The following is a 22688-nucleotide window of genomic DNA, read 5'->3' as shown; positions in this document are numbered from 1 at the left end:
GCCTCCCGTTGACGCCGGAAGCGGTGCCGCGAGCCCGCACGGGCTCCCTGACGCCGGCAGGCGTATCGCCCCCCGCCGCGCGGCGCAAGCGCACCCGGCGCGCGCTGCGCCGATGCCGGCGCCGGGCGGCGACGCCATGCCGCATGGGAAACGCAAGCGGCGGCGCCGTCAGCCGCCGTGGCGCTCCAGAAAGGCGGCGACGTCGAGCGTGCGGAAATCCGCGAGCGCCGCCCGCAGCCGGTCGTGCTCCCAGTCCCACCAGCCGAGCGCGGCGAGGCGTTCGGCGATCGGCGCGGCAAAGCGCGGGCGCAGCGGTGTGGCCGGCACGCCGCCGACGAGCGTGTAGGGGGCGACGTCCTTCGTCACCACCGCGCCCGCCGCCACCACCGCGCCGTCACCGATGACCCGGCCCGCCAGCACGATGGCGCCGTGCCCGATCCACACATCGTGGCCGATCGTAACCCGAGCCGCGCGCCGCCGCGCGAAGAGGGCGGGCTCGTCCGCGGCATCGTCGAAATAGGCCGAGGCGCGATAGGTGAAATGCGACTGCGAGGCGCGCTCCATCGGGTGGTTGCCCGGGTTGATCCGGGTCATCGCCGCGATGGAGGTGAACTTGCCGATCCGCGCATAGGCGATGTCGGCATCGTTCACGACATAGGAATAGTCGCCCATCTCGACCTCGAGCAGGCGCGTGCGCGCGCCGACCTCGGTGTAGCGCCCGAGCCGGCAATCGGTGAGCTCGGCGCTCGGGTCGATGGTCGGCGCGAGGCCGAGCCGGGTCATCGCCCGCCCTCGATCGTCGCGGTGCCGAGCGGCAGGCGCTCGATCAGCCGGAAGCTGCCGCCGTCCTGCTGGCGGTAGAGCGCGATCTCGCTGACGATGAGCGGGCCGTCGGCGGGGCTGGCGGTGAAGATCTCGGCGAGTTCGGCTTCCGCCTGCCGGCGCGGCTCGTCGTCCATCGGCCCGGTCAGCGTCATGTGGAAGCGGAAATCCTCCATCACATAGGGATAGCCCCAGCGGGACAGATGGTCCTTCTGCCGCTCGCTGAGCGGGGCGCGTCGCCGCCGTTCCAGCTCTTGCGCCGTCGGCGGGGCGCGGAACGGCTCGAACGCCTCGACCGCTCCCGCCGCCAGCCGGTCGAGCGCGGCGCAGGCATGCACCGGCTTCAGCGCGATGAAGCGGCCGATCGAGACCACCTGCATGCCGGCGCAGGCGAAGCGCGCGCGCTGGGCGGCGAAGTCGCGGGCGGCGGCGCGCAGCCCGGCCTCGTCGCGGCCCTCCGCCAGCCGGAACGGCGCCTTCAGCGTGCCGTGGAAGCCGTAGCGGCGCGGCTCGGCGGTGGCCTCGCGCCAGGCCGCGGGGGCAAAGCGCTTCAGCGGCGGCGGGCCGGCATCGAGTCCGGTCTCGGCGTCGTAGCCGATCACCGCCGAGCCGAAGCGCCACAGCGCGCTCTGCGCCGGCGGGGCGAGATAGATGGCGTAGCGGGGCACGTTCATCGCGCGGCCCTAGAACACGCGCCGGCCACCGGCCAGCACCTCGCGCACCACCGGCGTGCCGGCGGCGATGTCGAACAGCAGCAGATCCGCCCGCCGTCCCGGCTCCAGCCGGCCGCGGTCGTCGAGGCCGGCCAGTTCCGCCGGCCGCGCGCTCACCAGCGCGATCGCCGCCGGCAGCGGCAGGCCCGGCGCGCGGGTCAGCGCCACCGCCGCCTGCAGCAGGCTCGCGGGCACATAGTCGGAGGCGAGCGCATCGACGAGGCCTTCCGCGGCGAGGTCGCGGATGGAGACGCCGCCCGAATGCGAGCCGCCGCGCACCACGTTCGGCGCGCCGCCGATGGTGGCGAGCCCGGCCGCCTTCGCCGCCCGCGCCGCGTCCGGCGTGGTGGGGAATTCGCTGATGGTGCAGCCGGCCGCCCGCGCCTCCGCGACATGGTCGGGCGTGGTGTCGTCATGGCTCGCCAGCACCAGCCCCGAGCCGGCGAAGGTCGCGACCATGCGCGGGAAATTTTCCGCCACCGCCGCCCGCCCGCGCGCCGAGCGCTCGGCGATTTCGGCCTCCATCTCGCCGGCGGTGCGGCCGATGCCGGAGAGATAGGTGCGCAGGTGCTCGACATTGCGCCATTGCCGCGCGCCCGGCGTGTGGTCCATCAGCGAGGCAAGGCCGAGGGTGCGGCGGCCGAGCGCGTCCTCCACCAGCTCCGGCAGCGACGGATCGGTCATCTCGCAGCGCAGGTGGATGCGGTGATCGACGCGGAACAGCCCGTCGCGGTCGCCGTCCTCCACCGCGTCGAGCATGGTGCGGTAGAGCTCGCGCCGCCCGGCCTTGGTCTGGTCGAAGCCGCCGGCGCAGATGGCGTCGAACACGGTGGTGACGCCGGAGGCGGCCATCTGGGCGTCATGGGCGAGGGCGGCGGCGCGTGCATCGGGCCAGTAGACCTTCGGACGCGGCATGAAATGGCCTTCGAGCGCATCCGTGTGCAGGTCGATCAGGCCGGGCGCCAGATAGGCGCCGGCGCAGTCGATCGCGCCGGCGAGGTGGGAGCGCCCCTCGTCGAGCGCACGGATATGGCCGCCGGCGTGCACCAGCGTGCCCTCGACGAGGCGGTCGGCCAGCACGAGGCGGGCATTGGTGAGAATCGTTTCCATGCTTCCGAGGCTCGCGTGAGGCGGCGCCTCTCGCATGTTCCTGTGACTTTTGCGTGAAGCCGCGCTGGCTGGGCCAGGGGACGAGGCCGCGAACACGTCCGGGACGGAGGTGCGGCGCGGCGCCGGAGCCGGCCGAGACCCGGATCCGGCGGCTTCCCCGCCGCGCGGTCAGACCCCCGCCGCGCCGCCGTCCGAGCGCGGATCGTGCCCGCCCTCCAGCCCGCCGCGCGGGTGCAGCACCACCGCCCCGGCATGGCCCATCACCCCGGAGAACGGCGTGTCGAGCAACTCGACCTCGTGCCCCGCCCGCAGCATCCGCTCGACGACGCCGGAATCGACGCGCGGCTCCATGCGCAGGCTCATCGTTTCCGAGCCCCAGGTGCGGCCCAGCACCCAGCGCGGCGCCTCGATGGCGGTGCCGAGCGGCTGGCCGAACATGAGATGGCGCGACATCACCGCGGCGTTGGTCTGCGGCTGGCCTTCCCCGCCCATGGTGCCGAAACCGACCACGCGCCCGTCCGCCGTCGCCGCCATGGCCGGGTTCAGCGTGTGGAAGGGACGCCGGCCCGGCTCCAGTGGGTTGGGCGAGGCCGGGTCGAGCGAGAAGCTCGAGCCGCGATTCTGCATCAGCACGCCGGTCGAAGGCAGCACCAGGCCCGAGCCGAACTCCCAGTAGATCGACTGGATGTAGGAGACGACGATGCCGCTCGCATCCGCCGCGCCGAGCCAGATCGTGTCGCCGGGCCGCGCCTTGTGCGGCCAGGGCGCGGCGCGCTTGGGATCGATCGCCGCCGCTTCGCGGGCCAGCGCTTCCGGGGTGAGGAAGCTCGCCGGGTCGTGCGTCAGCCGCTCGAAGTCCGTCACCACCCGGTCGCGCACGAGGAAGGCGCGCTTGGTCGCCTCGATCAGCCCGTGCAGGTGCTCGAACCCTTCCGCCTGCGTCACCCCGAGCCGGTCGAACAAAGCGAGGATCATCAGCGTCGCCAGCCCCTGCGTCGGCGGCGGCGAGCCCCACAGCTCCATGCCGGAGAGCTTCACATGCAGCGGCGCCCGCAGCACGGCGCGGAAGGCCTGGAGGTCCGCCCGCGTCACCGGGCTGCCGGCGCGTTCGAGATCGCCGGCGATCTCGCGCCCGACATCGCCGCGGTAATAGTCGTCGAGCCCCGCGCGGGCGAGGTGCTCCAGCGTGTCGGCGACGCGCGGGAAACGCTGGATCGTGCCCGGTGCGGGCGGCTTGCCCTCGACGAGGAAGGTGGCGGCGAAGCCGGGCACGCCATCGAGCCCGGCCTGCTTCTCGGCGGTGAGCTCGGTCTGCGAGGCCGGCACCGGCGCGCCGTTCCGCGCATGGGCGATGGCCGGTTCCAGCAGGCGGGTGAGCGGCAGTCGCCCGCCGAGCGCGGCGGCCGCTTCCAGCGCCAGCATCCAGCCGCCGATCTGGCCGGGCACGGTGAGCGCTGCGAGCGGGCCGCGCGCGGGCACCGCGTCGTAGCCCTGCTCGCGGTAGAGCGCGCGCGTCGCCCTAGCGCCGGCCGGGCCGCAGGCCTCGATGTAGCGCACCTGCCCGTTGGGTGAGCGGATCAGCCAGAAGCCGTCACCGCCGAGATGGTTCATGTGCGGGTAGACCACGGCGATGGCCGCCGCCGTGGCGAGTGCCGCCTCGACGGCGTTGCCGCCCTCCGCGATCACCGCCCGGCCGGCCTCGACCGCCAGCCAGTGCGGGGCGGCGACCATGCCGCGGCCGGCATGCGCGCTCTCGTAAGCCATGGCGCTCTCCCTTCGCGATTTTCCGGCGGCCCCGGCCGGGCCGCGTTCTCATTGTGGCGGGCCGGCTTGACCCGCGCGCCCCGGCATAGCAGTTTGCGCCCCGCCATTTAACCCCGGGACGACACGATGAACGCCAGCCCTGCCTCCTCGCCCGCCGCGCCCGCCGCGCCCGGCGGCGCCCGGCGCGTCCGCTGGGATCACGTCAGCACGGTGGTGAGCGCCGCCATCCTGCTCGGGGCCGAGCTGATCGGGGCGGGCCTCGCCGCCGGCTGGGCGCTCGCCGCGCTGTTCGAGGCGAGCTGGCACTGGGAGCTTATCTTCGAGGGCGTCTTCGCCCTGCTCGCCATCTACGGCATCTACCGTTTCGTGAAGAAGGCCAAGGACGTCGAGCCCTTCGTCGAAGGTTAGCCGGCTCTAAGGCGATTGCGCCTCCAGCATCAGCTTGAGCCAGGCGAGGTCGCGCGCCACCCAGTCGGCATCCGCCTCGAACTGCCCCGCGCTCATCGCCGGGCGGCGGAACAAAGTGAACACCACCTCCGCGCCGTCGCCATTGGCCATCACCCGCATCGGATTGGCCATCGCCGCCCCGTCGCGCGGGTAGAGCGTATGGTCCAGCACGCCGTGCGGATTCGGCGGGGTGAACCGCACCCGCATCGGGCCTGTCGGGGTCTCCACCTGCCAGAAGCCCCCGGCGAGCGGCACGAGCCCGTCGCCGAGCCCTTCCGCCCAGGCCGGGAAATTGGCGGGCTGGGCGAGGAAGGCATGCACATCGGCAAAGGGGCGCGCGATGCTGACGCTGATGTGACGAGCGGGATCGATCCGCATGACGTTCCTCCTCTCTTGCGAACAAAATGAGAACATATCCCATTCCGTCGGGCAAGCCTCATCCCGCGATGCAGGCCGGGAAATTGGTAGCAGGCGGCAGTCGGGCGACGCGGGGCCGCGCCGGCGCGGTGCTTAGCCGGCGTGCGGGTCTGTGCCCCTGCCGCCACGCCGCCGGGCGGGTGCGCAAAAATCCTGAGAAGCCGCTTGCATATGACGGCGAACATCCCTACATCGCGTTCTGCCCAACATTCGCACGTGCCTGTGGTCGCGTGCCGATCGGCGGAAGTCCGGACAAGAGGCCGGAAAGTCGCCAGAGAAGATCGGTAGCCGGAGGCGAAACCGGCGCACCTCGCTCTCAGCGGGGAACGTGACTTGAAGCAACGACGTAGCGGGCTTTTTTGGTCTCTGTCGGCCCTCCAAAGGCCGGGAAACTAAAGAGGCACTACTTCTTGCCGGGCGTGCGGAGCGGGTCACCCCAATCCAAGCGAAGGCATCGGTCGAACGTCGATCGCGCTCCACACGCGGTCGCGGACGCATCGCTGCCACGGCTCCAATTCAGCCGATGAGGCGGGAAACCGCCGGCATCGGCAGGGCGGAGGCGACATCTCGCCATGAACGCGGTCGAACCCGACAGACGGGTGTCGCCGCGGGCGGGTAGTCGCATCCACGGGTCGAAGCTTCGGGTCAGTGGGGAGAGTGCCATGACCGACCGCATCCGCGAATTCCTGCGCAACCGACGTGAGGACGGTCCCTGCGTCGTCGTCGATCTGGACGTCGTCCGTTCCAACTACGCGGCCTTCGCGCATGCGCTGCCGGACACCCGCGTCTTCTATGCCGTGAAGGCCAACCCGGCGCCGGAAGTGCTGGCGCTGCTGGCCTCGCTCGGCTCGTGCTTCGACACCGCCTCGGTGGCGGAGGTCGAGATGGCGCTGGCCGCCGGCGCGACCGCGGACCGCATCTCCTATGGCAACACGATCAAGAAGGAGCGCGACATCGAGGCGGCCTTCAAGCTCGGCGTGCGCCTGTTCGCGGTCGACTGCAAGGCCGAGGTCGAGAAGATCGCCCGCGTCGCCCGCGGCGCGAAGATCTTCTGCCGCATCCTGTGCGACGGCGCCGGCGCCGAGTGGCCGCTCAGCCGCAAGTTCGGCTGCGTGCCGGAGATGGCGGCGGACGTGCTGGAGCACGGCCATCGCCTCGGCCTCGAGGCCTATGGCGTGTCGTTCCATGTCGGCTCGCAGCAGAACAACGTGGAAGCGTGGGACCAGGCGCTCGCCTCGGCCTCCGCCATCTTCCGCGACTGCGCCGAGCGCGGCATCTCGCTCAGCCTGGTCAATCTCGGCGGCGGCTTCCCGACCCGCTACCTCAAGGACGTGCCGGCGGCGGAAGCCTATGGCGAGGCGATCTTCCGCGCCCTGCGAAAGCATTTCGGCAACGGCATCCCGGAGACCATCATCGAGCCGGGCCGCGGCATGGTCGGCTCCGCCGGCATGATCGAGGCCGAGGTGGTGCTGATCTCGAAGAAGGCCGAGGAGGACGCGGTGCGCTGGGTCTATCTCGACATCGGCAAGTTCGGCGGCCTCGCCGAGACCATGGACGAGGCGATCCGCTACCCGATCCGCACCCCGCGCGACGGCGACGACACCGTGCCCTGCGTGCTGGCCGGCCCGACCTGCGATTCGGCCGACGTCATGTACGAGAAGGTGCCGGTGATGCTGCCCGTCTCGCTCGCCATCGGCGACCGGGTGCTGATCGAGGCGACCGGGGCCTACACCACCACCTATTCGGCGGTGGCGTTCAACGGCTTCGAGCCGCTGCGCTCCTACGTGATCTGAGCGCGCTTTCCCGCCGTCCGGCCCGCCGGTCGGCGGGTGCTCCGAACCCGGAGCCGCTTTCCGGGCCGGCCTGACCTCTCCACCCGCCACGGGTCCCGACCCGGCCGCACCCTCGCGGCCGGGGCACGGATCCGCGCGCGGGGGATGGAGGCGCCGGCCCGGCCCCGATCCCCGCGCCGACGCAACCATTCCCCCTCGACTCTGTTACCCGTGTCCGGGTTCTGGAGGCCGATATGAGCCAGACGATCGACATCCGCCCCTTCGACGCCGCCCCCGTGCCGGCGGCCGAGACCGTGCGCCTGCCCGCCGCGCCGGTGATCACGCTGGAGACGGCGGCCGACCTCGCCCAGCGCGAGAGCCTGCTGGATCTCGCCTTCGGCCGCGCCGCGCGCCTTGCCAAGACCTCGGAGCGGCTGCGCGAGGGGCGCGAGCCGGCGGCCGGGCTCGCCTTCGCCGCGCACGGCCCGGACGGACGCCTCAGCGGAACGCTGCGGCTCTGGCATGTCAGCGCCGGCCCGTCGCGCCCGGCGCTGCTGCTCGGCCCGCTCGCCGTGCATCCCTGGTTCCGCGACCGCGGCCTCGGCCGCGCGCTGATGTCGACGGCGATCAACGAGGCCGCCCGCCTCGGCCACGGCGCCATCCTGCTGGTGGGCGATGCGCCCTATTACGCGCGCTTCGGCTTTTCGGCGGCACTGACACAGGGCCTGTGGCTGCCCGGCGCCTTCGACCGTTCGCGCTTCCTCGGCCTCGAACTGGTCCCCGGCGCGCTCGCGGGCGCCCGCGGCCTCGTCAGCCCGACGGGCGATTTCAGCGCCGCCCCGAGCCTCGCGGAGCTCGTGGCGCGAGAGGCCGGCGCCGGGATGAAGCGGATCGCGTGAGCGCGCGCTCGGCTTTCCAGGTTTGTGGATCCCTGATTTCATCGCGCGGCGTCTCGGACATCGCGCGATGGAGGCTTAGGTGGATGAGGTATTCGCTTCGATTTGTGCAATCGGCCCGGTGACAGTCGGTCAGCTACGGTTAGTCACTGGTTTCGCCAGCGACAAAGATGTGCGCAACGCAATCGATGGACTTCGAGCGAGGGGCGTGCCGATCTGCCATAGCTCGCGCGGGTTCTGGCATAATCCCGGCTTCGTCCCGTCGTCGACGCCGCATCAGAGATGGAAGTGCGAGCCGCATGCGATGCCGGCTGGATTTATCGACGTCGAGTCGACGCCCGCCATCGTGCCTCGCCGTTCCGAGGGAAGTGCAGCACTCACGCATACCGATGGCATGAAAAGTGCGGCTCTGGCCGCACTCGTCGCCATGCGGCGCGATCACCCGCTGGCCGGCTACAGGACGCTCGGGGACATACACGGCGGGTTCTATGAATGTGACTTCGTCACGCCCTGGACCCTGTCCGCGCGCAATCTCGATGCCCGCCTGATGCTGATCGGACAGGACTGGGCATCGGAGGACTATTTCGAGACCCGGGGGGCGGATGAGCAACTGAGGCGCCTCGGTCATGACCCCACCCTGCCAACGAACCGCAATCTCGTTGGCCTTCTCGCAGATCACGACCTGCCGTCGTTCGCGCAGTGCTACGCGACCAACCTGTTCCCGTTCATCAAGCCGAAGGGGATGAGCAGCGCAATTCGCGAGGCCGACATGGTTGCGTGCGCCCGTGCCTATACGGTCGTCGAGATCGAGACGATTCGGCCCGTGGTGGCGGCGTGCCTGGGAGCGGCGGCCTTCAATGCGCTGCGGCTGGCGCTCGGCCTGCCGAAATCCGCCAGTCTTGAGGACGCGATCACGAGGGGGGCTTTTCGCCATGATTCGACGCAGATCTGTTGCGTTGCACACACCGGAGCCCGCGGCACCCAGGCCCGAAACGCCAGCCCGACGGTCGCCAGCGACTGGCAGAGAGTAAAGGCCTATCTCGCCGCCGCTTGAGCCCCCTCAGAACTCGACGTCCAACTCCTCCATCTCGTCCGGCTCGGCGAGGGCGGCGTCGCGCCACTCCGCCATGGCGGGGTGCGCGAGGATCAGTTCGCAATAGGCCTTGCTCGCCGGATCGAGCTTCACGTCATAGGTGGTGAAGCGCGAGCAGACCGGGGCGTACATCGCGTCGGCCAGCGTCGGCGCCCCGCCGAACAGGTACGGCCCGCCATAGGTCGCGAGGCACTCGCCCCAGATGGCGAGGATGCGGGCGATGTCGCCCTGCGCCCCGGTCCACACCTTGAAGCCGGGATGGTGCGCCTTGATGTTCATCGGCAGCGCCGAGCGCAGATTGGCGAAGCCCGAATGCATCTCACCCGCGATCGAGCGGCAATGGGCGCGCGCTGCCTTGTCCTTGGGCAGAAGCCCGGCCTCTGGCGCGATCTCGTGCAGGTATTCGGCGATGGAGAGCGTGTCCCAGATCTTCAGCCCGTCATGCACCAGGAACGGCACGAGGAAAGACGAGGATTGCAGCAGCAGCTCCGCCCGGATGGTCGGGTCGTCGGCGGAAAGCCGCTCCTCCTCGAAGTCGAGCCCGGCGAGGCGGCACAGCAGCCAGCCGCGCAGCGACCATGAGGAATAGTTCTTGCTACTGATCGTCAGCGTCGCCGCGGCCTTGGCGCGGGCGGCAGGTTCGTCCTTCGGGGAGGACGCGGTCTTGGTGGATTTCTTGACGGTCGGGTTCTTGGCGCCGGAGGGCGAGCCGGGAGCGCGCGCCCTGGCCGAGCGGGAGGCGGGCTTGGGGGCGGCGGTCGGCGGGGCCATGCGGGTACATCCTGGTTCGGCGGTCACGGACACGTTCGGCACCCGCCGGCCAATCACTATTCGTGCCATCCCGGATCGCGGCGATGCGACGCGCGGGCGAGCCGCGTTTCTGCGACGAAGGTCGCACGCGTTGCACGGCCCTTTTGCCGCCGGGGCGGATCGCCGCGCTGCGGTAAATCGTCTAGCGTCGAGGTCTGCGACCCGTTCCGGCCCCTTCCGCGCGGCTTTGCCCAAGAGGTTCCTCGGCGTGACGTTGTGCTGTCTCCGCTTCCGCCTGCCGGGCCTTGCCGCATGATCTACGCCGCGTACCAGGCGCAGGCCGACCTGATGGAACCGGTGCGGCTGATGGCCCGCCTGTCGCGCCGCATGCTCGACACGACGCTCGGTGGCGTCGCCCCGGGGGCGCTGCTGCGCAACCTCACCGCCGCTTGCGAGATGATCGAGCGCGCCAGCCTCAGCCACCGGCGCCCCGCCTTCGGCATCGACCAGATCGAGGTCGGCAACCGGCTCGTGCCGGTGGTCGAGGAGGTGGCCTTCGCGACGCCCTTCGGCTCGCTGCTGCATTTCCGCAAGGATATCGGGCAGCCGCAGCCGCGCGTGCTGGTGGTCGCCCCGCTGTCCGGCCATTTCGCGACGCTGCTGCACGACACGGTGAAGACGCTGCTGCCGGACAACGACGTCTTCGTCACCGACTGGCATAATGCCCGCGACATTCCCCTCGACGCCGGCCCGTTCGGCTTCGACGACTATGTCGAGAACGTCATCCGCTTCCTCGAGGCGATCGGCCCCGGCGGGCATGTGCTGGCGGTGTGCCAGCCCTGCGTGCAGGTGCTCGCCGCGGCCGCGGTGATGGCCCAGCAGGGCAATCCCGCCCAGCCCCATTCCATGACGTTGATGGCGGGTCCCGTGGACTGCCGCGTCAGCCCGACCAAGGTCAACGAGCTCGCCACCTCGAAGCCGATCGACTGGTTCGAGCAGAACCTGATCCAGGTGGTGCCGCCGGGCTTCCGCGGCGCCGGGCGGCGGGTCTATCCCGGCTTCGTGCAGGTCGGCGCCTTCATGGCGATGAACATGGACCGGCACGTGAAGGCCCATGTCGAGCTGTTCGAGAACCTCGCCATGGGCGAGCACGGTAAGGCGGTGAAGACCAAGACCTTCTACGACGAGTATTTCGCCGTGCTCGACCTCGCCGCCGAGTTCTACCTCGAGACCATCGCCAAGGTGTTCCAGAACCACGACCTGCCGCGCGGCGCGCTCACCTTCCGCGGCGAGCCGATCGACTTCCGCGCCGTGCGCCGCACCGCGCTGCTCACCGTCGAGGGCGAGCGCGACGACATCTGCGCGGTCGGCCAGACCGTGGCGGCGCAGGACATCTGCACCGGCCTGCGCCCGCACCAGCGCCGCCACCACATGCAGGCCGGCGTCGGCCATTACGGCGTGTTCTCCGGCCGGCGCTGGCAGACGCAGGTCTACCCCCTGGTGCGCAACCACATCCTCGCCAGCGAGTGACGCGGCCGCGCGCCGGCGGGCCGAATCGAACGTCACGCCCCCGTCACGGTTGACGGCGCACCTTCCGGTCCGCATGGTGCCGGCGGCCCGCCAGCCCGTGCGGCGCCTTGATTTCAACGCCTGAATCCACGTCTCCCGGAGGAGTAGCGAAAGAATGTCCGTTTGGCCTGTCTATGGAAAAATCGATGGTCCCATCGTGATGATCGGCTTCGGCTCGATCGGTCGCGGCACGCTGCCGCTGCTGGAGCGGCACTTCGATTTCGACAAGGAGCGCCTCACGGTCATCGATCCCGTGGATGACGACCGGGCGCTGCTCGACGAGCGCGGCGTGACCTTCGTGCAGAAGCACGTCACCAAGGAGAACTACCGCGACATCCTCACGCCGCTGCTGACCGCCGGCGGGCGCGGCTTCGTGGTGAACCTCTCCGTCGACACCTCCTCGGTGGCGATCATGGAGCTCGCCCGCGAGCTGGGCGCGCTCTACATCGACACCGTCGCCGAGCCGTGGCTGGGCTTCTATTTCGACAAGAACGCCACCACCGCCTCGCGCTCCAACTACGCGCTGCGCGAGAGCGTGCTGGCGGCGCGCGCCCGCAAGCCGGGCGGGCCGACCGCGGTCTCCTGCTGCGGCGCCAATCCCGGCATGGTCTCGTGGTTCGTCAAGCAGGCGCTGCTCGACATCGCCCGCGACACCGGCCATCCCGTCGAAGCGCCGACCAGCCGCGCGGGCTGGGGCAAGCTGATGCAGACGCTCGGCGTCAAGGGCGTCCACATCGCCGAGCGCGACACCCAGCGCGCCCGCGACCCCAAGCCCATGAACGTGTTCGTCAACACCTGGTCGGTCGAGGGCTTCGTCTCCGAGGGCCTGCAGCCGGCCGAACTCGGCTGGGGCACGCATGAGCGCTGGATGCCGGCGAACGGGCGCACCCATGAGAGCGGCTGCGGCGCGGCGATCTACCTGCTGCAGGCCGGCGCCAATACCCGCGTGCGCTCCTGGTGCCCGACGCCGGGCCCGCAATATGGCTTCCTGGTGACGCACAACGAGTCGATCTCGATCGCCGACTTCTTCACCGTCCGCGAGGGCGACGAGGTCGTCTACCGCCCCACCTGCCACTATGCATATCACCCGGCCAACGACGCCGTGCTGTCGCTGCACGAGATGTTCGGCGCCGAGGGCAAGTTCCAGGACGACTGGAAAATCCTCGACGAGCACGAGATCGTCGACGGCATCGACGAGCTCGGCGTGCTGGTCTACGGCCACGCGAAGAACGCCTACTGGTACGGTTCGCAGCTCTCCATCGAGGAGACCCGCAAGCTCGCCCCCTACCAGAACGCCACCGGCCTCCAGGTCTCCTCCGCCGTGCTGGCCGGCATGGTGTGGGCGCTGGAAAACCCGGAAGCGGGCATCGTCGAGGCGGACGAGCTGGACTTCCAGCGCTGCCTCCAGGTGCAGAAGCCCTATCTCGGCCCGGTGAAGGGCTACTACACCGACTGGACCCCGCTCGCCGGCCGCCCGGGCCTGTTCCCGGAGGACATCGACGAGAGCGACCCCTGGCAGTTCCGCAACGTGCTGGTGCGCTGAGGTCGTCGCGCCCGAGCCTGGCGCCGGCACTGACGTCATCCCGGACGCCGCGTGAGCGGCGCGCCGGGATCGCGTGTCGTTTGCCTCTCGGCAGGGCGATCCCGGATCGGGCCTGCGGCCCGTCCGGGATGACGCGGCGAACGGGTGTGCACGATCCGCTTATTCCGCCTTGCCGATGGTGAGGCACCGCAGCCGCGCGGCCTCCAACCCCTCGGCGATGGCGGCGCGGACCCCCCTGGCCTCCAGGGCGGCGAGACCCGCCGCGGTGGTGCCGGCATAATCCGCCATCTCCCTGACGAAGGCGGCGGGCGGGCGCTCCGGGGCCGCCAGCATCGGCCCGGCCGCGCGGAAAAGCTGGGCGACGGCGCGGCGCGCCGTCTCCGGCGCGATGCCCTGGCCCTCCGCATAATCCTGCATCGCCGCCGCGAAATAGGCGACGAAGCCCGGCACCGGCCCGGTGATGGCGGTGAAGACGTCGATCTGGCTCTCCGCCGGCACCTCGTCGGTGACGCCGCAAGCGCTGAAGACCGTGCGCGCCAGCCCCTTGCCGGCCGCGTCCAGCCCGGGCGCGTACCAGGGCGAATAGGCCATGCCGGTTTCGGCGGCGGGGTTCGACATGCCCCGCGCCACCCGCGCCGAACCGCTGATCTGCCGGAGCTCCGCGACCGTAATCCCGGCCATGACCGAGAGCACCAGCCGTCCCGGCGCGGAAAAGCGCAGCCCCCGTGCGCTCGCCGGCGGCAAAGCGAGCAGGATCGTGTCGCAGCCTTCCGCGATCGCCTGCGGGTCGCGCACCCAGCCGATGCCGGGATATGCGGCGAAGGCCGCCACGGGGCCGGAGCGGTTGCAGATGCGCATGTCGCTGGCGGCGATCGTGCCGCTCTCGATCAGCCGCCGGCCGATCGCCCCGCCGAGCTGGCCGCAGCCGATCAGCCCGAACATCCCCGGCCCGTCCGCCATGCCCGTGCCTCCGCTTGCCGCCGCGCCGCGCGCAGCCTGCCACCGGCGGCCCGGCGCGTCACGCGAAGGTGCGGCGGCGGCCGCCGCCCGGCGTTGGAAAGAAGGCGTTCCCGCCCTATAAGCGCGGCCATGACAGACGAGGTATCCGCGATGAAGACGGCCGATTCCGCGCCGAAGTCCGGCCTTTCCCGAGGCGCATCCCTGCCCGCCGGCCATCCCCCGGTCGCGTTCGGCAGGATCGGCGTGCTGATCGTCAATCTCGGCACGCCGGACGCGACCGACTACTGGTCGATGCGCCGCTACCTGAAGGAATTCCTCTCCGACCGCCGCGTGATCGAGGTGAACCGCGCGCTGTGGTGGTTCCTGCTCAACGTCGTGATCCTGTCGCGGCGCCCGCAGGCCAAGGGCAAGGATTACGACACGATCTGGAACAGGGAGCTGAACGAGGGCCCGCTGCGCACCATCACCCGCGCGCAGTCCGAGAAGCTCGCCAGCGCGCTGGCGCCGAAGGATGGCCGCCTGGTGATCGACTGGGCGATGCGCTACGGCAACCCCTCCGTCGCCTCGCGCATCGAGGCGCTCCACGCCCAGGGCTGCGAGCGCGTCCTGCTGGTGCCGCTCTATCCGCAATACGCCGCCGCCACCTCGGCGACCGTATGCGACGCCGCTTTCGACGCGCTGAAGAAGATGCGCTGGCAGCCGGTGCTGCGGGTCGCCCCGCACTGGCCGGACGAGCCGGCCTATATCGAGGCGCTGGCCAATTCGATCACCCGCGAGCTGGCGAGCCTCGACTGGGAGCCGGAGCTGGTGCTCGCCTCCTTCCACGGCATTCCCAAGGAATATTTCGAGAAGGGCGATCCCTATCACTGCTACTGCTACAAGACCGTCCGCCTCGTGCGCGAGAAGCTCGGCTGGCCGGAGGAGCGGCTGAAGCTCACCTTCCAGTCGCGCTTCGGCAAGGCGGAATGGCTGCAGCCCTACACCGACAAGACGGTGGAGGCGCTGGCGAAATCCGGCGTGAAGCGTCTCGCCGTCATCACCCCCGGCTTCGTCGCCGACTGCCTCGAGACGCTGGAGGAGATCGGCGGCGAGAACGCCGAGATCTTCCACCACAATGGCGGCGAGAAGTTCCACTTCATCAAATGCCTCAACGACACGCCGGACGGCATGAAGGTGCTGGAGGCGGTCGTCGCCCGCGAACTGCGCGGCTGGGCGGAGATCGGATGAGGCGGCGCGGCCGGTAGCAGAGCGTTGCACAATGTGAAGCGCGCCCGGCTACCGGCGCGAATCCGGCTCGGCTATCTCCCCGTGCGTCATCACCGGGGAGACGATGCGTGATCCGCACCGAGATGCAGAAGATGCTGGCCGGCGAACTCTACAGCGCCGCCGATCCCGAGATCCTCGCCGCCGAGATGGCGACCTATGAATGGCTGACCCGCTACAACGCGGCGCTCGCCGTCTCGCACGACGCGCGCCGGGCGCTGCTGCGCGAGCGGCTCAAGGCGGTGGGCGAGGGCGTGGTGGTGCGCCCGCCCTTCCACTGCGACTACGGCTTCAACATCCGCCTCGGCGACGGCGTGTTCATCAATTACGGCTGCATCATCCTCGACGGCACGGCGGTGACCATCGGCGCGAGGACGCTGATCGCGCCGGGCGTGTGCATCCTCACCGCCGACCATCCGCGCGATGCCGGGGAGCGCCGCAGCGGGCTCGAATTCGCCCGCCCGGTGACGATCGGGGACAATGTGTGGATCGGCGCCAACGCGCTCGTCCTGCCGGGGCTGACCGTGGGGGACGACGCGGTGATCGGCGCCGGCGCCGTCGTCACCCGCGACGTGCCCGCCGGCGCGACCGTGGTGGGCAATCCGGCACGTGTGCGCTGAAGGGCGCTCAGGCCACGGGTTCGGCCGTCGCCACGGTGGCGGTCGCACCGTAGATCGCCGGCTCATCGTCGACCCCGCCGACCGGCGACGGAACGGCCGGCGCGGTCCGCTCCAGCGCCCCCGCCCAGGCGGGGAGGGCGGCGTGCCCGGCCTCGGTCAGCCCGTACACGCCGCGCTCGATCCGCGTGAACCAGCCATAGACGTTCGACTGCAGGATCTTCGTCGCGTCGGGTGCGGCGGCGCGCAGATCGCGCGGGCGTGCCGGCGCCGCGGCGAGGGCGGCGGCGATGGCCAGCGCCTGCTGGCGATAGGCGGTGAGCTGCGGCAGCCGGGTCGAGCCGCCGGCGATCGGATCGCCCCGCCGGCGGCGGAATTCCTCGACGATGCGCGAGCGGCGCTTGCCGTCGCGGCGCGGCTTCCACGGCGCGGGTTCCACGATCACCTCGATCGCGCCTGCTTCCGTCACCGCCATCAGTCCGAAGCCGAGGAAGCGGCACAGCTTGCGCACGCGCGGGTCGCCCTCGCGCCCCCGCCCGCGCTTCGAGGCGGCGACGGCGAGCCAGACCTCGTCGCAGGCGGCGGTGCGGTCGACACCCTGCAGCACCAGTTCGAGCGTGAAGGCCGCCTTCAGCTCGCCGATCACCACGAGTTCCGGCGTGCCGGCGGACAGCGCCACGAGATCGCAGCCGCGCACCTCGCCCTTCACCTCGAGGCCGAGGCTCTCCAGATGCCGCTTCACCGGCGGGTAGAGGTCGCTTTCCATGATCGCCTCCGTCCCCCCGCGCGAATCGCCCCGATGCCGCCGCAGCATGGCGGGGAAGGGTTGAAAGTCCATTGGGGGAGGAGCGGTGGCGGCTCCGTCGTCGCGGAACACGAGGGATGATCCGCCTCCTCCGGCAGCACGCTCCGGCGCGGTCGGCGTATCAGGGGTCGGGCGGCAAGGCGGCGGTCGGATCGAGCGCGGCGACCCCCGTCGGGGCGAAGTGGCGGGTGTTGCGGGTCAGCACGGTGAGCCCATGCGTGGCGGCCGTCGCGGCGATGACGAGATCGGCGAGTTCAATCACCTGCGGCCGGGCGGCCTCCGCCAGATGGGCGATCCGCCGCGCCGCCGCCGCGTCCATCGGCAGCACCCGATCGGCGAAATCGGCGAGGATCGCCTCGAGCAGCGCCTCGATCTCGGCCGCCCGCGCCGCCTTGCCCTCCCGGCGCAGCTTGAGGATGCCGGCTTCCATCTCGGCCACGGTCATCGCGCTGAGGAACAGGAAGGCGCCGTTGCGCTCGATCCAGTCGACGAGGCCGGGCGCCGCCGCGTGCCGGCTGGCGTCGAGCAGCGAGACGATGTTGGTGTCGAGCAGGTACATCGCTCAGTCGATATCGGCGCCGAGCGGGCGGCGCTGCGGGAAGGCGCCCCCGATCGCCTCGCCCGCCGCGCCCGGCGGCGCCTGCCGCGCGTGCCGGGCGAGCAGGCTGCCGAGCGTACCCGCGCTGCCGCCCCGGGCCTCCCACTCGGCTTCCGAGACGATCACCACCGCCTCGCGGCCGTGCCGGGTCACCCGCTGCGGCTCGCCGGCGAGCGCGCGGTCGATCACGCGGGAGAAATGGGCTCGTGCTTCGTTCAGCGGATAGCTGCGCATGGGATCGTCCTCATAGTCTGCACATAATATGTGAAAATCTGCACATATCGCAACTGCGCCCCCCAACGAAAACGGCCGGCGTGTCGCCACGCCGGCCGGTTCCGTATCGCTAGACGAGCCGGCGCGCCGTAACAGCGCGCCGGGGCGGGGATCAGTCCGCCTTCTCGTTGGCCTTGCGCAGCGCGGCGCCGAGGATGTCGCCGAGCGAAGCGCCCGAATCCTGCGAACCGAACTGGGCCACGGCCTCCTTCTCCTCGGCGATCTCCAGCGCCTTGATCGACACCTGGACCTTGCGGGCCTTGCGGTCGAACAGGATGACGCGGGCGTCGAACTTCTCGCCGACCGCGAAGCGCTCGGGGCGCTGGTCGCCGCGGTCGCGGGCGAGCTCGGAACGCTTCACGAAGGTGGTGAGGTCGGTGCCGGTGAGCTTCACCTCGACGCCGCCATCCTTCACGTCGATCACCTCACAGGTGACGATCGAGCCCTTGCGCACTTCGCCGGCATCGACGAAGGGGTCGCCGGCGAGCTGCTTGACGCCGAGCGAGATGCGCTCCTTGTCCACGTCGACGTCGAGCACCTGGGCCTTGATGATGTCGCCCTTCTTGAACTCGTCGATGACCTGCTCGCCCGGGCGGTTCCAGTCGAGGTCGGAGAGGTGGACCATGCCGTCCACGTCGCCGTCGAGGCCGAGGAACAGGCCGAACTCGGTCTTGTTCTTGACTTCGCCTTCGACGATGGAGCCGGCCGGATACTTCTCGGCGAAGGCATCCCACGGGTTCTGCAGGGTCTGCTTGAGGCCGAGCGAGATGCGGCGCTTGACCGGATCCACCTCGAGGATCGCGACTTCCACTTCCTGGGAGGTGGCGACGATCTTGCCGGGGTGGACGTTCTTCTTGGTCCAGCTCATCTCGGAGACGTGGATCAGGCCCTCGATCCCCGGCTCCAGCTCGACGAACGCGCCGTAGTCGGTGATGTTGGTCACGCGGCCCTTGAAGCGGGCGTGCACCGGGTACTTGGCCTCGATGCCCTCCCACGGATCGCCGAGCAGCTGCTTCATGCCGAGCGAGATGCGGTGGGTCTCGTGGTTGATCTTGATGATCTTCACCTTGACCGTCTGGCCGATGTTCAGCACTTCGGTCGGGTGGTTCACGCGGCGCCAGGCGATGTCGGTGACGTGCAGCAGGCCGTCAATGCCGCCGAGGTCCACGAACGCACCGTAATCGGTGATGTTCTTGACCACGCCGTCGATGACCTGACCCTCTTCGAGATTCTGCACCAGCTCGTGGCGCTGCTCGGCGCGGGTCTCTTCCAGCACGGTGCGGCGGGAGACGACGATGTTGCCGCGGCGCCGGTCCATCTTGAGGATCTGGAAGGGCTGCGGGTTGTGCATCAGCGGGCCGACGTCGCGGATCGGGCGGATGTCGACCTGCGAACGCGGCAGGAAGGCCACGGCGCCGTCGAGATCGACGGTGAAGCCGCCCTTGACCTGGTTGAAGATCACGCCGGTGACCTTCTGCTGGTCGTTGAACGCCTTTTCGAGGCGGACCCAGCTCTCTTCGCGGCGCGCCTTGTCGCGCGACAGCACGGCTTCGCCGAGCGCATTCTCGATGCGGTCGAGATAGACCTCGACCTCGTCGCCGATCTTGATGGTCTGGTCGCGGCCGGGGCCGGCGAATTCCTTCAGAGCCACCCGGCCCTCGGTCTTCAGACCGATGTCGATGATGGCGAGGTCCTTCTCGATGGCGACGACGATGCCCTTGACGACGGACCCTTCGGCGAGCTCGTTCTGGCCGAAGCTCTCTTCGAGCATGGCCGCGAAATCATCGCGGCTCGGGTTGGCGCGGGCGGTTTGAGTGACGGACATTGGTTCTCCCTGAGCCAGTCGATTGCGCCGGTTGTCGGTTGCGAAACGGCTCTCGGGTCACGGACGCCGGGTCTGGCGGTCCCGGCGCAGCCTGTCGGGCGGTGAGGCCCGAAAAGCCCGGCGCGATGGCCGTGGCGCGAGAGTCGGTAGCGGTGAGCCGTCCGTCCCTGTCCCGCCGCGGCGGAAACGGCGCAGCCCGGCCCCGGACGGGGTCGGCCGCGCAGGGGCGAGCGACGGAAAGCGGATTGCAGGTCACCAGGGGCCGGCAGGGTCGGAGAGCTGTGCCTCCCGCAGCGGAGGCGCGCATCCCGCCCCTCCGGCTCTCCCGAAAACCGCCGACCAATAAATGGTGATCCGATCGGCGGTTGCCATACCCCAACGGGGCGCGCAGGGCAAGGCGCGCCGCACCATGGGCACGCGGGTTTGAACGGCGGAGCCGCGCCGCCGCGCCGGGCCGGATCGCTCGCTCAGCGCCGGAGCCGCACCGCCCGCACCAGCGCGGCGACCGAGAGCAGGATGGCGGAGACGGCGATGCCGGTGGTCACCACCCCCGCCGGGGTGATGCGCGCCGAGCCCTGCAACCGGATCAGCGAGCCGACCCGCACGTCATAGACCGCCTTCATCTCCTCGGGGTGGCTGGGCGCCGGCTCGGGGTCCGCCGGTGGGGAGGGCAGGGGTGTGATCGCCATGGCGGCGGGTCTCCTTGGGGGATCGCGGGCGCCCAGCCTACGCGCCCCTGCACGTCGGGCAACCGCGGCGCCGCCGGTCCGTGCCGATTGAGATCGCTTCGCGTCAGGGGACGGACATCGATACCGCCTTGACAGGCGACGGGCCCGAAATAGTGAATATGGCGCTAAATTCCAAACATAATGGAAGGAATCGTCACGTGCCGCTCCCCTCGTATCTGCGCGCGGGCCTGCTCGCGCTCGTCACCGGCCTCGGCCTCACCCTGCCGGCGGCGGCGCAGGAGGAAACCAGCTACGCCACACTGGGGCGCTGGTCGATCACGCTGGTGAAGGCCGGCGGCCAGTTCGGCTATTGCGCCGCCGATGTCGACAACGGAAAGGTGCAGTTCCGCATCGCCACGGACGGGCGCTCCTGGCAGATCGGCGTGCCCTATTACGGCAAGCGCGGCAAGGTCGAGGGGTATTACGGCTTCGGCGCCGCCGCCGAGGTTGGCAACTTCAATTCCGAGGGCGATGGCTGGGCCTCGATGCCGATCAATGGCGATCAGGTCAACGCCTTCCGCGGCAACCCCTCCTTCTCCATCGATCTCGACCGCGGCGAGCAGACGTTCGACCTGCGCGGCGCGGCCGGCGCCATCGACAAGGCCCGCGAATGCGCCAAGAACCGCGGCCAGCAAGTCGCGGCCGCCCCGCCCAAGCCGGCCGGCGGCAAGGGCTGCCCCGCCCCCGGCGCGGTGCGCTCGCAGAACAGCAACCGGCCGCTCGAAATCTCGTTCTTCAACGCCAGCAAGGTGCCGCTGACCATCTACTGGGTCGACTATGACGGCTCCTGGAAGAAGTACCACACGCTGGCGCCCAACACGCATGTCGAGCAGAAGACCTTCATGACCCACCCCTGGCTGGCGGTGGATGCCAAGGGCAACTGCCATGGCGGCGTGATGATGCCCGACCCGAAGAACGAGAGCGAAGGCGTCAACCAGTTCCAGATCTGGGACTGACGCGCCTCCGAAAGGCGCCCGCCGGCCGACCGGGCCGGCGGTGGCTCCGGGCCGGGCCCGGCAGGCGGCGCCGCGGCCGGCGGGCACTCGCGCCGTCGTGCTGATCGCCTGACGGGCGATCGCCGGCCGAGCGGGCGAACACCCGCTCCCGGCGGGGAGGGGGTGTCGCCATCTCCGGAGGGTGCGCTCCTCGCCGGCCCGCGACGCCTGTCCGCGGTCGCGCCGGAGACGAGACCCGGGGGCGGGCCGGTTCCTTCTGGCGAGGGAGGGAGTTGCCGATCAGGGCCGCCGCAGGACGGCGACACTTTTTCCGGACGCGCTCTCAGCGCAGGGCCGGGAACGGCACGGCCGCGCCCGCGCCGTCGTATCGGATGGCCGCCGGCGCCGCGCGGCGCCGGGAAGCGCCGGCCTCGGCCGGATTTTCCGGCCGCGGGGCGTGCCGCGGCGCTTGTGGTGGGTCCGGGCGTGGGCGACAAAGGGGCCCGCTCCGCTGCCGCGCGTCCGGCGTGGCCGCGCGGGCCGATGCCGCGTCGTTCCGTGCCGCCCCCTCCACCTCGCATGCCGGGTCAGCCCATGAGCCTCCATCTGCCCGAGCGCGCGCTCGCCGATCTGCTCGCCGACATCCTCGCCGCCGCCGGCGCCTCGGCCGGCCATGCCCGCACCGTCGCCGACAATCTCGCCCGCGCCGAGGTGCTCGGCCATGGCTCGCACGGCGCCCGGCTGGTGAACGTCTATGTCGACCGGCTGCGCGCGGGCGCGGTGGACGGCGCCGCCGAGCCGGTGATCCTGCGCGCGGACGGCCCGATCCTGCGCATCGACGGCCGGCGCACCTTCGGTCAGGTGGTCGGTGCCTTCAGCGCCGAGGCGGGCATCGCGGCGGCGAAGCGGCACGGCATCGCGGCGGTGATGGTGGAGAATTCCGGCCATCTCGGCCGCAACGGCGCCTGGCCGGAGATGGCGGCCGAGGCCGGCATCGCCTCGCTGCATTTCGCCAATTCCTCCAACGCGCTCGCCGTGGTGCCCTTCGGCGGCATCGAGCCGCTGCTCGGCACCAACCCCGCCGCCTTCGGCATCCCCGCGCCGGACGGGCGCCACGTGATCCTCGACTTCGCCAGTTCCGAGCTCTCGATGAACACGGTGAAACGCCTCGCCGAGACCGGCGGCCTGCTGCCCGCCGGCAGCGCCGTGCGCCGCGACGGCACGCCGACGCAGGCCCCCGCCGACGTCATCGACGGCCTCGCCGCGCTCACCGCCTTCGGCGGCTTCAAGGGCTACGGCCTCGCCGTGCTGGTGGAGATCTTCGCCGGCGTCATCGCGGGCGGCGAGGCGCAGGGCACCGAGGCGGTGCCGGTCAACAACATGTTCTCCATCTACGCCGATATCGCCCGCCTCACCGACGGCGAGCGCTACGGCGCGCGGCTCGAGGCCTTCCTGGAGCGCCTGCGCACCGGCACCCCGCGCCCGGGCGCCGGCGCCATCCCCGTCCCCGGCGACCGCGCCCGCGGTTTCCGCGAACGGCACGACGCGCACGGCATCCCCATCGACCCCGCGCTGCGGGGGATATTGCTCGGCGCGGCGGAGAGGGCGGGCGTCAGCGCGGCGGCGCGGGCGGGGTGGGGGATGTGAAGCGTTCGGAGCGGCAGCCGCAATCCCTGGTTAGGCGGCGCTCATCGGCCCGATAGAGCCGTGAGCACACGGGCCGGTGGCGACGCCGCGCGGGCGACACCACGGGGCGCAGCGAAACGGGTCGGGTGGATGGTGGTCCGG

The 22688-nt window shown here is 70.9% G+C and carries 22 protein-coding genes; 10 read left to right on the top strand and 12 right to left on the bottom strand.

Annotated features, from left to right (window positions below; genetic code table 11):
• Positions 1-168: 168 nt before the first annotated feature.
• The 4 genes from ACEUEL_RS18710 to ACEUEL_RS18695 form a co-directional block, all read right to left on the bottom strand.
• The gene (locus tag ACEUEL_RS18710) at positions 169-783 is read right to left on the bottom strand and encodes a DapH/DapD/GlmU-related protein (protein WP_405708569.1); all 615 of its coding nucleotides are present in this window, start codon (positions 781-783) and stop codon (positions 169-171) included.
• A complete protein-coding gene (locus ACEUEL_RS18705; RefSeq protein WP_405708566.1) occupies positions 780-1496 on the bottom strand; it encodes a DUF1045 domain-containing protein in 717 nt (238 codons plus the stop codon). Before ACEUEL_RS18705 ends, ACEUEL_RS18710 begins: the two co-directional genes overlap by 4 nt.
• Before the next feature lie 9 nt (positions 1497-1505).
• Positions 1506-2645, bottom strand: a complete 1140-nt coding sequence (locus tag ACEUEL_RS18700) for an alpha-D-ribose 1-methylphosphonate 5-triphosphate diphosphatase (RefSeq protein ID WP_405708563.1) — start codon at positions 2643-2645, stop codon at positions 1506-1508.
• Positions 2646-2813: 168 nt separating this feature from the next.
• Complete coding sequence (locus ACEUEL_RS18695; RefSeq protein ID WP_405708561.1) at positions 2814-4409, bottom strand: gamma-glutamyltransferase family protein; 1596 nt, start codon at positions 4407-4409, stop codon at positions 2814-2816.
• Positions 4410-4535: 126 nt separating this feature from the next.
• Here ACEUEL_RS18695 and ACEUEL_RS18690 point away from each other — a divergent pair, with 126 nt between their 5' ends.
• The gene (locus tag ACEUEL_RS18690) at positions 4536-4817 is read left to right on the top strand and encodes a hypothetical protein (RefSeq protein ID WP_405708558.1); all 282 of its coding nucleotides are present in this window, start codon (positions 4536-4538) and stop codon (positions 4815-4817) included.
• Positions 4818-4823: 6 nt separating this feature from the next.
• Here the strand turns inward: ACEUEL_RS18690 and ACEUEL_RS18685 are convergent, their stop codons facing one another.
• Positions 4824-5234 carry an SRPBCC family protein gene (locus ACEUEL_RS18685; RefSeq protein ID WP_405708555.1) on the bottom strand — a complete coding sequence of 137 codons (411 nt, stop codon included), beginning with the start codon at positions 5232-5234 and terminating at the stop codon, positions 4824-4826.
• Between the two features lie 701 nt (positions 5235-5935).
• Between ACEUEL_RS18685 and ACEUEL_RS18680 the strand changes: the two genes are divergently transcribed.
• The 3 genes from ACEUEL_RS18680 (at position 5936) to ACEUEL_RS18670 (ending at position 8995) form a co-directional block, all read left to right on the top strand.
• Positions 5936-7066 (top strand): type III PLP-dependent enzyme, encoded by a 1131-nt coding sequence (locus ACEUEL_RS18680; RefSeq protein WP_405708552.1) that lies wholly within the window; start codon positions 5936-5938, stop codon positions 7064-7066.
• 233 nt (positions 7067-7299) lie between these two features.
• Positions 7300-7944, top strand: a complete 645-nt coding sequence (locus ACEUEL_RS18675) for a GNAT family N-acetyltransferase (protein ID WP_405708549.1) — start codon at positions 7300-7302, stop codon at positions 7942-7944.
• Between the two features lie 79 nt (positions 7945-8023).
• On the top strand, positions 8024-8995 hold the full coding sequence (locus tag ACEUEL_RS18670; protein WP_405708546.1) for a uracil-DNA glycosylase family protein: 972 nt from the start codon (positions 8024-8026) through the stop codon (positions 8993-8995).
• A 6-nt stretch (positions 8996-9001) separates the two neighbouring features.
• On the opposite strand, the gene ACEUEL_RS18665 is transcribed toward ACEUEL_RS18670, so the two are convergent.
• Positions 9002-9805 (bottom strand): glutathione S-transferase family protein, encoded by an 804-nt coding sequence (locus ACEUEL_RS18665; protein ID WP_405708544.1) that lies wholly within the window; start codon positions 9803-9805, stop codon positions 9002-9004.
• Positions 9806-10096: 291 nt separating this feature from the next.
• Between ACEUEL_RS18665 and ACEUEL_RS18660 the strand changes: the two genes are divergently transcribed.
• Entirely contained in the window at positions 10097-11314 is a 1218-nt protein-coding gene (locus ACEUEL_RS18660; RefSeq protein WP_405708541.1) for a polyhydroxyalkanoate depolymerase, read from the top strand.
• Between the two features lie 154 nt (positions 11315-11468).
• Positions 11469-12896: a homospermidine synthase gene (locus ACEUEL_RS18655; RefSeq protein ID WP_405708538.1), complete on the top strand. Its 1428-nt coding sequence runs from the start codon at positions 11469-11471 to the stop codon at positions 12894-12896.
• Between the two features lie 159 nt (positions 12897-13055).
• Here ACEUEL_RS18655 and ACEUEL_RS18650 read toward each other — a convergent pair whose 3' ends face one another.
• On the bottom strand, positions 13056-13856 hold the full coding sequence (locus ACEUEL_RS18650; protein WP_405708536.1) for a pyrroline-5-carboxylate reductase family protein: 801 nt from the start codon (positions 13854-13856) through the stop codon (positions 13056-13058).
• Between the two features lie 150 nt (positions 13857-14006).
• Between ACEUEL_RS18650 and hemH the strand changes: the two genes are divergently transcribed.
• Both hemH and ACEUEL_RS18640 read left to right on the top strand, forming a co-directional pair.
• Positions 14007-15083, top strand: a complete 1077-nt coding sequence (hemH, locus tag ACEUEL_RS18645; RefSeq protein ID WP_405708533.1) for a ferrochelatase — start codon at positions 14007-14009, stop codon at positions 15081-15083.
• A gap of 122 nt (positions 15084-15205) precedes the next feature.
• Positions 15206-15739 (top strand): sugar O-acetyltransferase, encoded by a 534-nt coding sequence (locus ACEUEL_RS18640; RefSeq protein ID WP_405709517.1) that lies wholly within the window; start codon positions 15206-15208, stop codon positions 15737-15739.
• A gap of 7 nt (positions 15740-15746) precedes the next feature.
• Here the strand turns inward: ACEUEL_RS18640 and ACEUEL_RS18635 are convergent, their stop codons facing one another.
• The 5 genes from ACEUEL_RS18635 to ACEUEL_RS18615 all read right to left on the bottom strand — a co-directional run bounded on the left by ACEUEL_RS18635 (position 15747) and on the right by ACEUEL_RS18615 (position 19926).
• Positions 15747-16502 carry a DUF2161 domain-containing phosphodiesterase gene (locus ACEUEL_RS18635; protein WP_405708531.1) on the bottom strand — a complete coding sequence of 252 codons (756 nt, stop codon included), beginning with the start codon at positions 16500-16502 and terminating at the stop codon, positions 15747-15749.
• 160 nt (positions 16503-16662) lie between these two features.
• The gene (locus tag ACEUEL_RS18630) at positions 16663-17100 is read right to left on the bottom strand and encodes a type II toxin-antitoxin system VapC family toxin (protein WP_405708528.1); all 438 of its coding nucleotides are present in this window, start codon (positions 17098-17100) and stop codon (positions 16663-16665) included.
• 3 nt (positions 17101-17103) lie between these two features.
• Positions 17104-17373 (bottom strand): type II toxin-antitoxin system Phd/YefM family antitoxin, encoded by a 270-nt coding sequence (locus tag ACEUEL_RS18625; protein WP_405708525.1) that lies wholly within the window; start codon positions 17371-17373, stop codon positions 17104-17106.
• A gap of 151 nt (positions 17374-17524) precedes the next feature.
• The gene (gene rpsA, locus ACEUEL_RS18620) at positions 17525-19237 is read right to left on the bottom strand and encodes a 30S ribosomal protein S1 (protein WP_405708522.1); all 1713 of its coding nucleotides are present in this window, start codon (positions 19235-19237) and stop codon (positions 17525-17527) included.
• A 467-nt stretch (positions 19238-19704) separates the two neighbouring features.
• Entirely contained in the window at positions 19705-19926 is a 222-nt protein-coding gene (locus ACEUEL_RS18615) for a hypothetical protein (protein WP_405708519.1), read from the bottom strand.
• Between the two features lie 197 nt (positions 19927-20123).
• On the opposite strand from ACEUEL_RS18615, the gene ACEUEL_RS18610 reads away from it, so the two are divergent.
• The gene (locus ACEUEL_RS18610) at positions 20124-20921 is read left to right on the top strand and encodes a VHL beta domain-containing protein (RefSeq protein ID WP_405708516.1); all 798 of its coding nucleotides are present in this window, start codon (positions 20124-20126) and stop codon (positions 20919-20921) included.
• A gap of 573 nt (positions 20922-21494) precedes the next feature.
• Entirely contained in the window at positions 21495-22547 is a 1053-nt protein-coding gene (locus ACEUEL_RS18605; RefSeq protein ID WP_405708513.1) for an Ldh family oxidoreductase, read from the top strand.
• The last annotated feature ends 141 nt before the right edge of the window (positions 22548-22688 follow it).

Source organism: Ancylobacter terrae, assembly GCF_045108345.1.
In the GTDB taxonomy this organism is placed as follows: Bacteria; Pseudomonadota; Alphaproteobacteria; order Rhizobiales; family Xanthobacteraceae; genus Ancylobacter.
The sequence above is the reverse complement of the archived record's forward strand: the minus strand, read 5'-3'. Positions and strand labels throughout refer to the sequence as shown.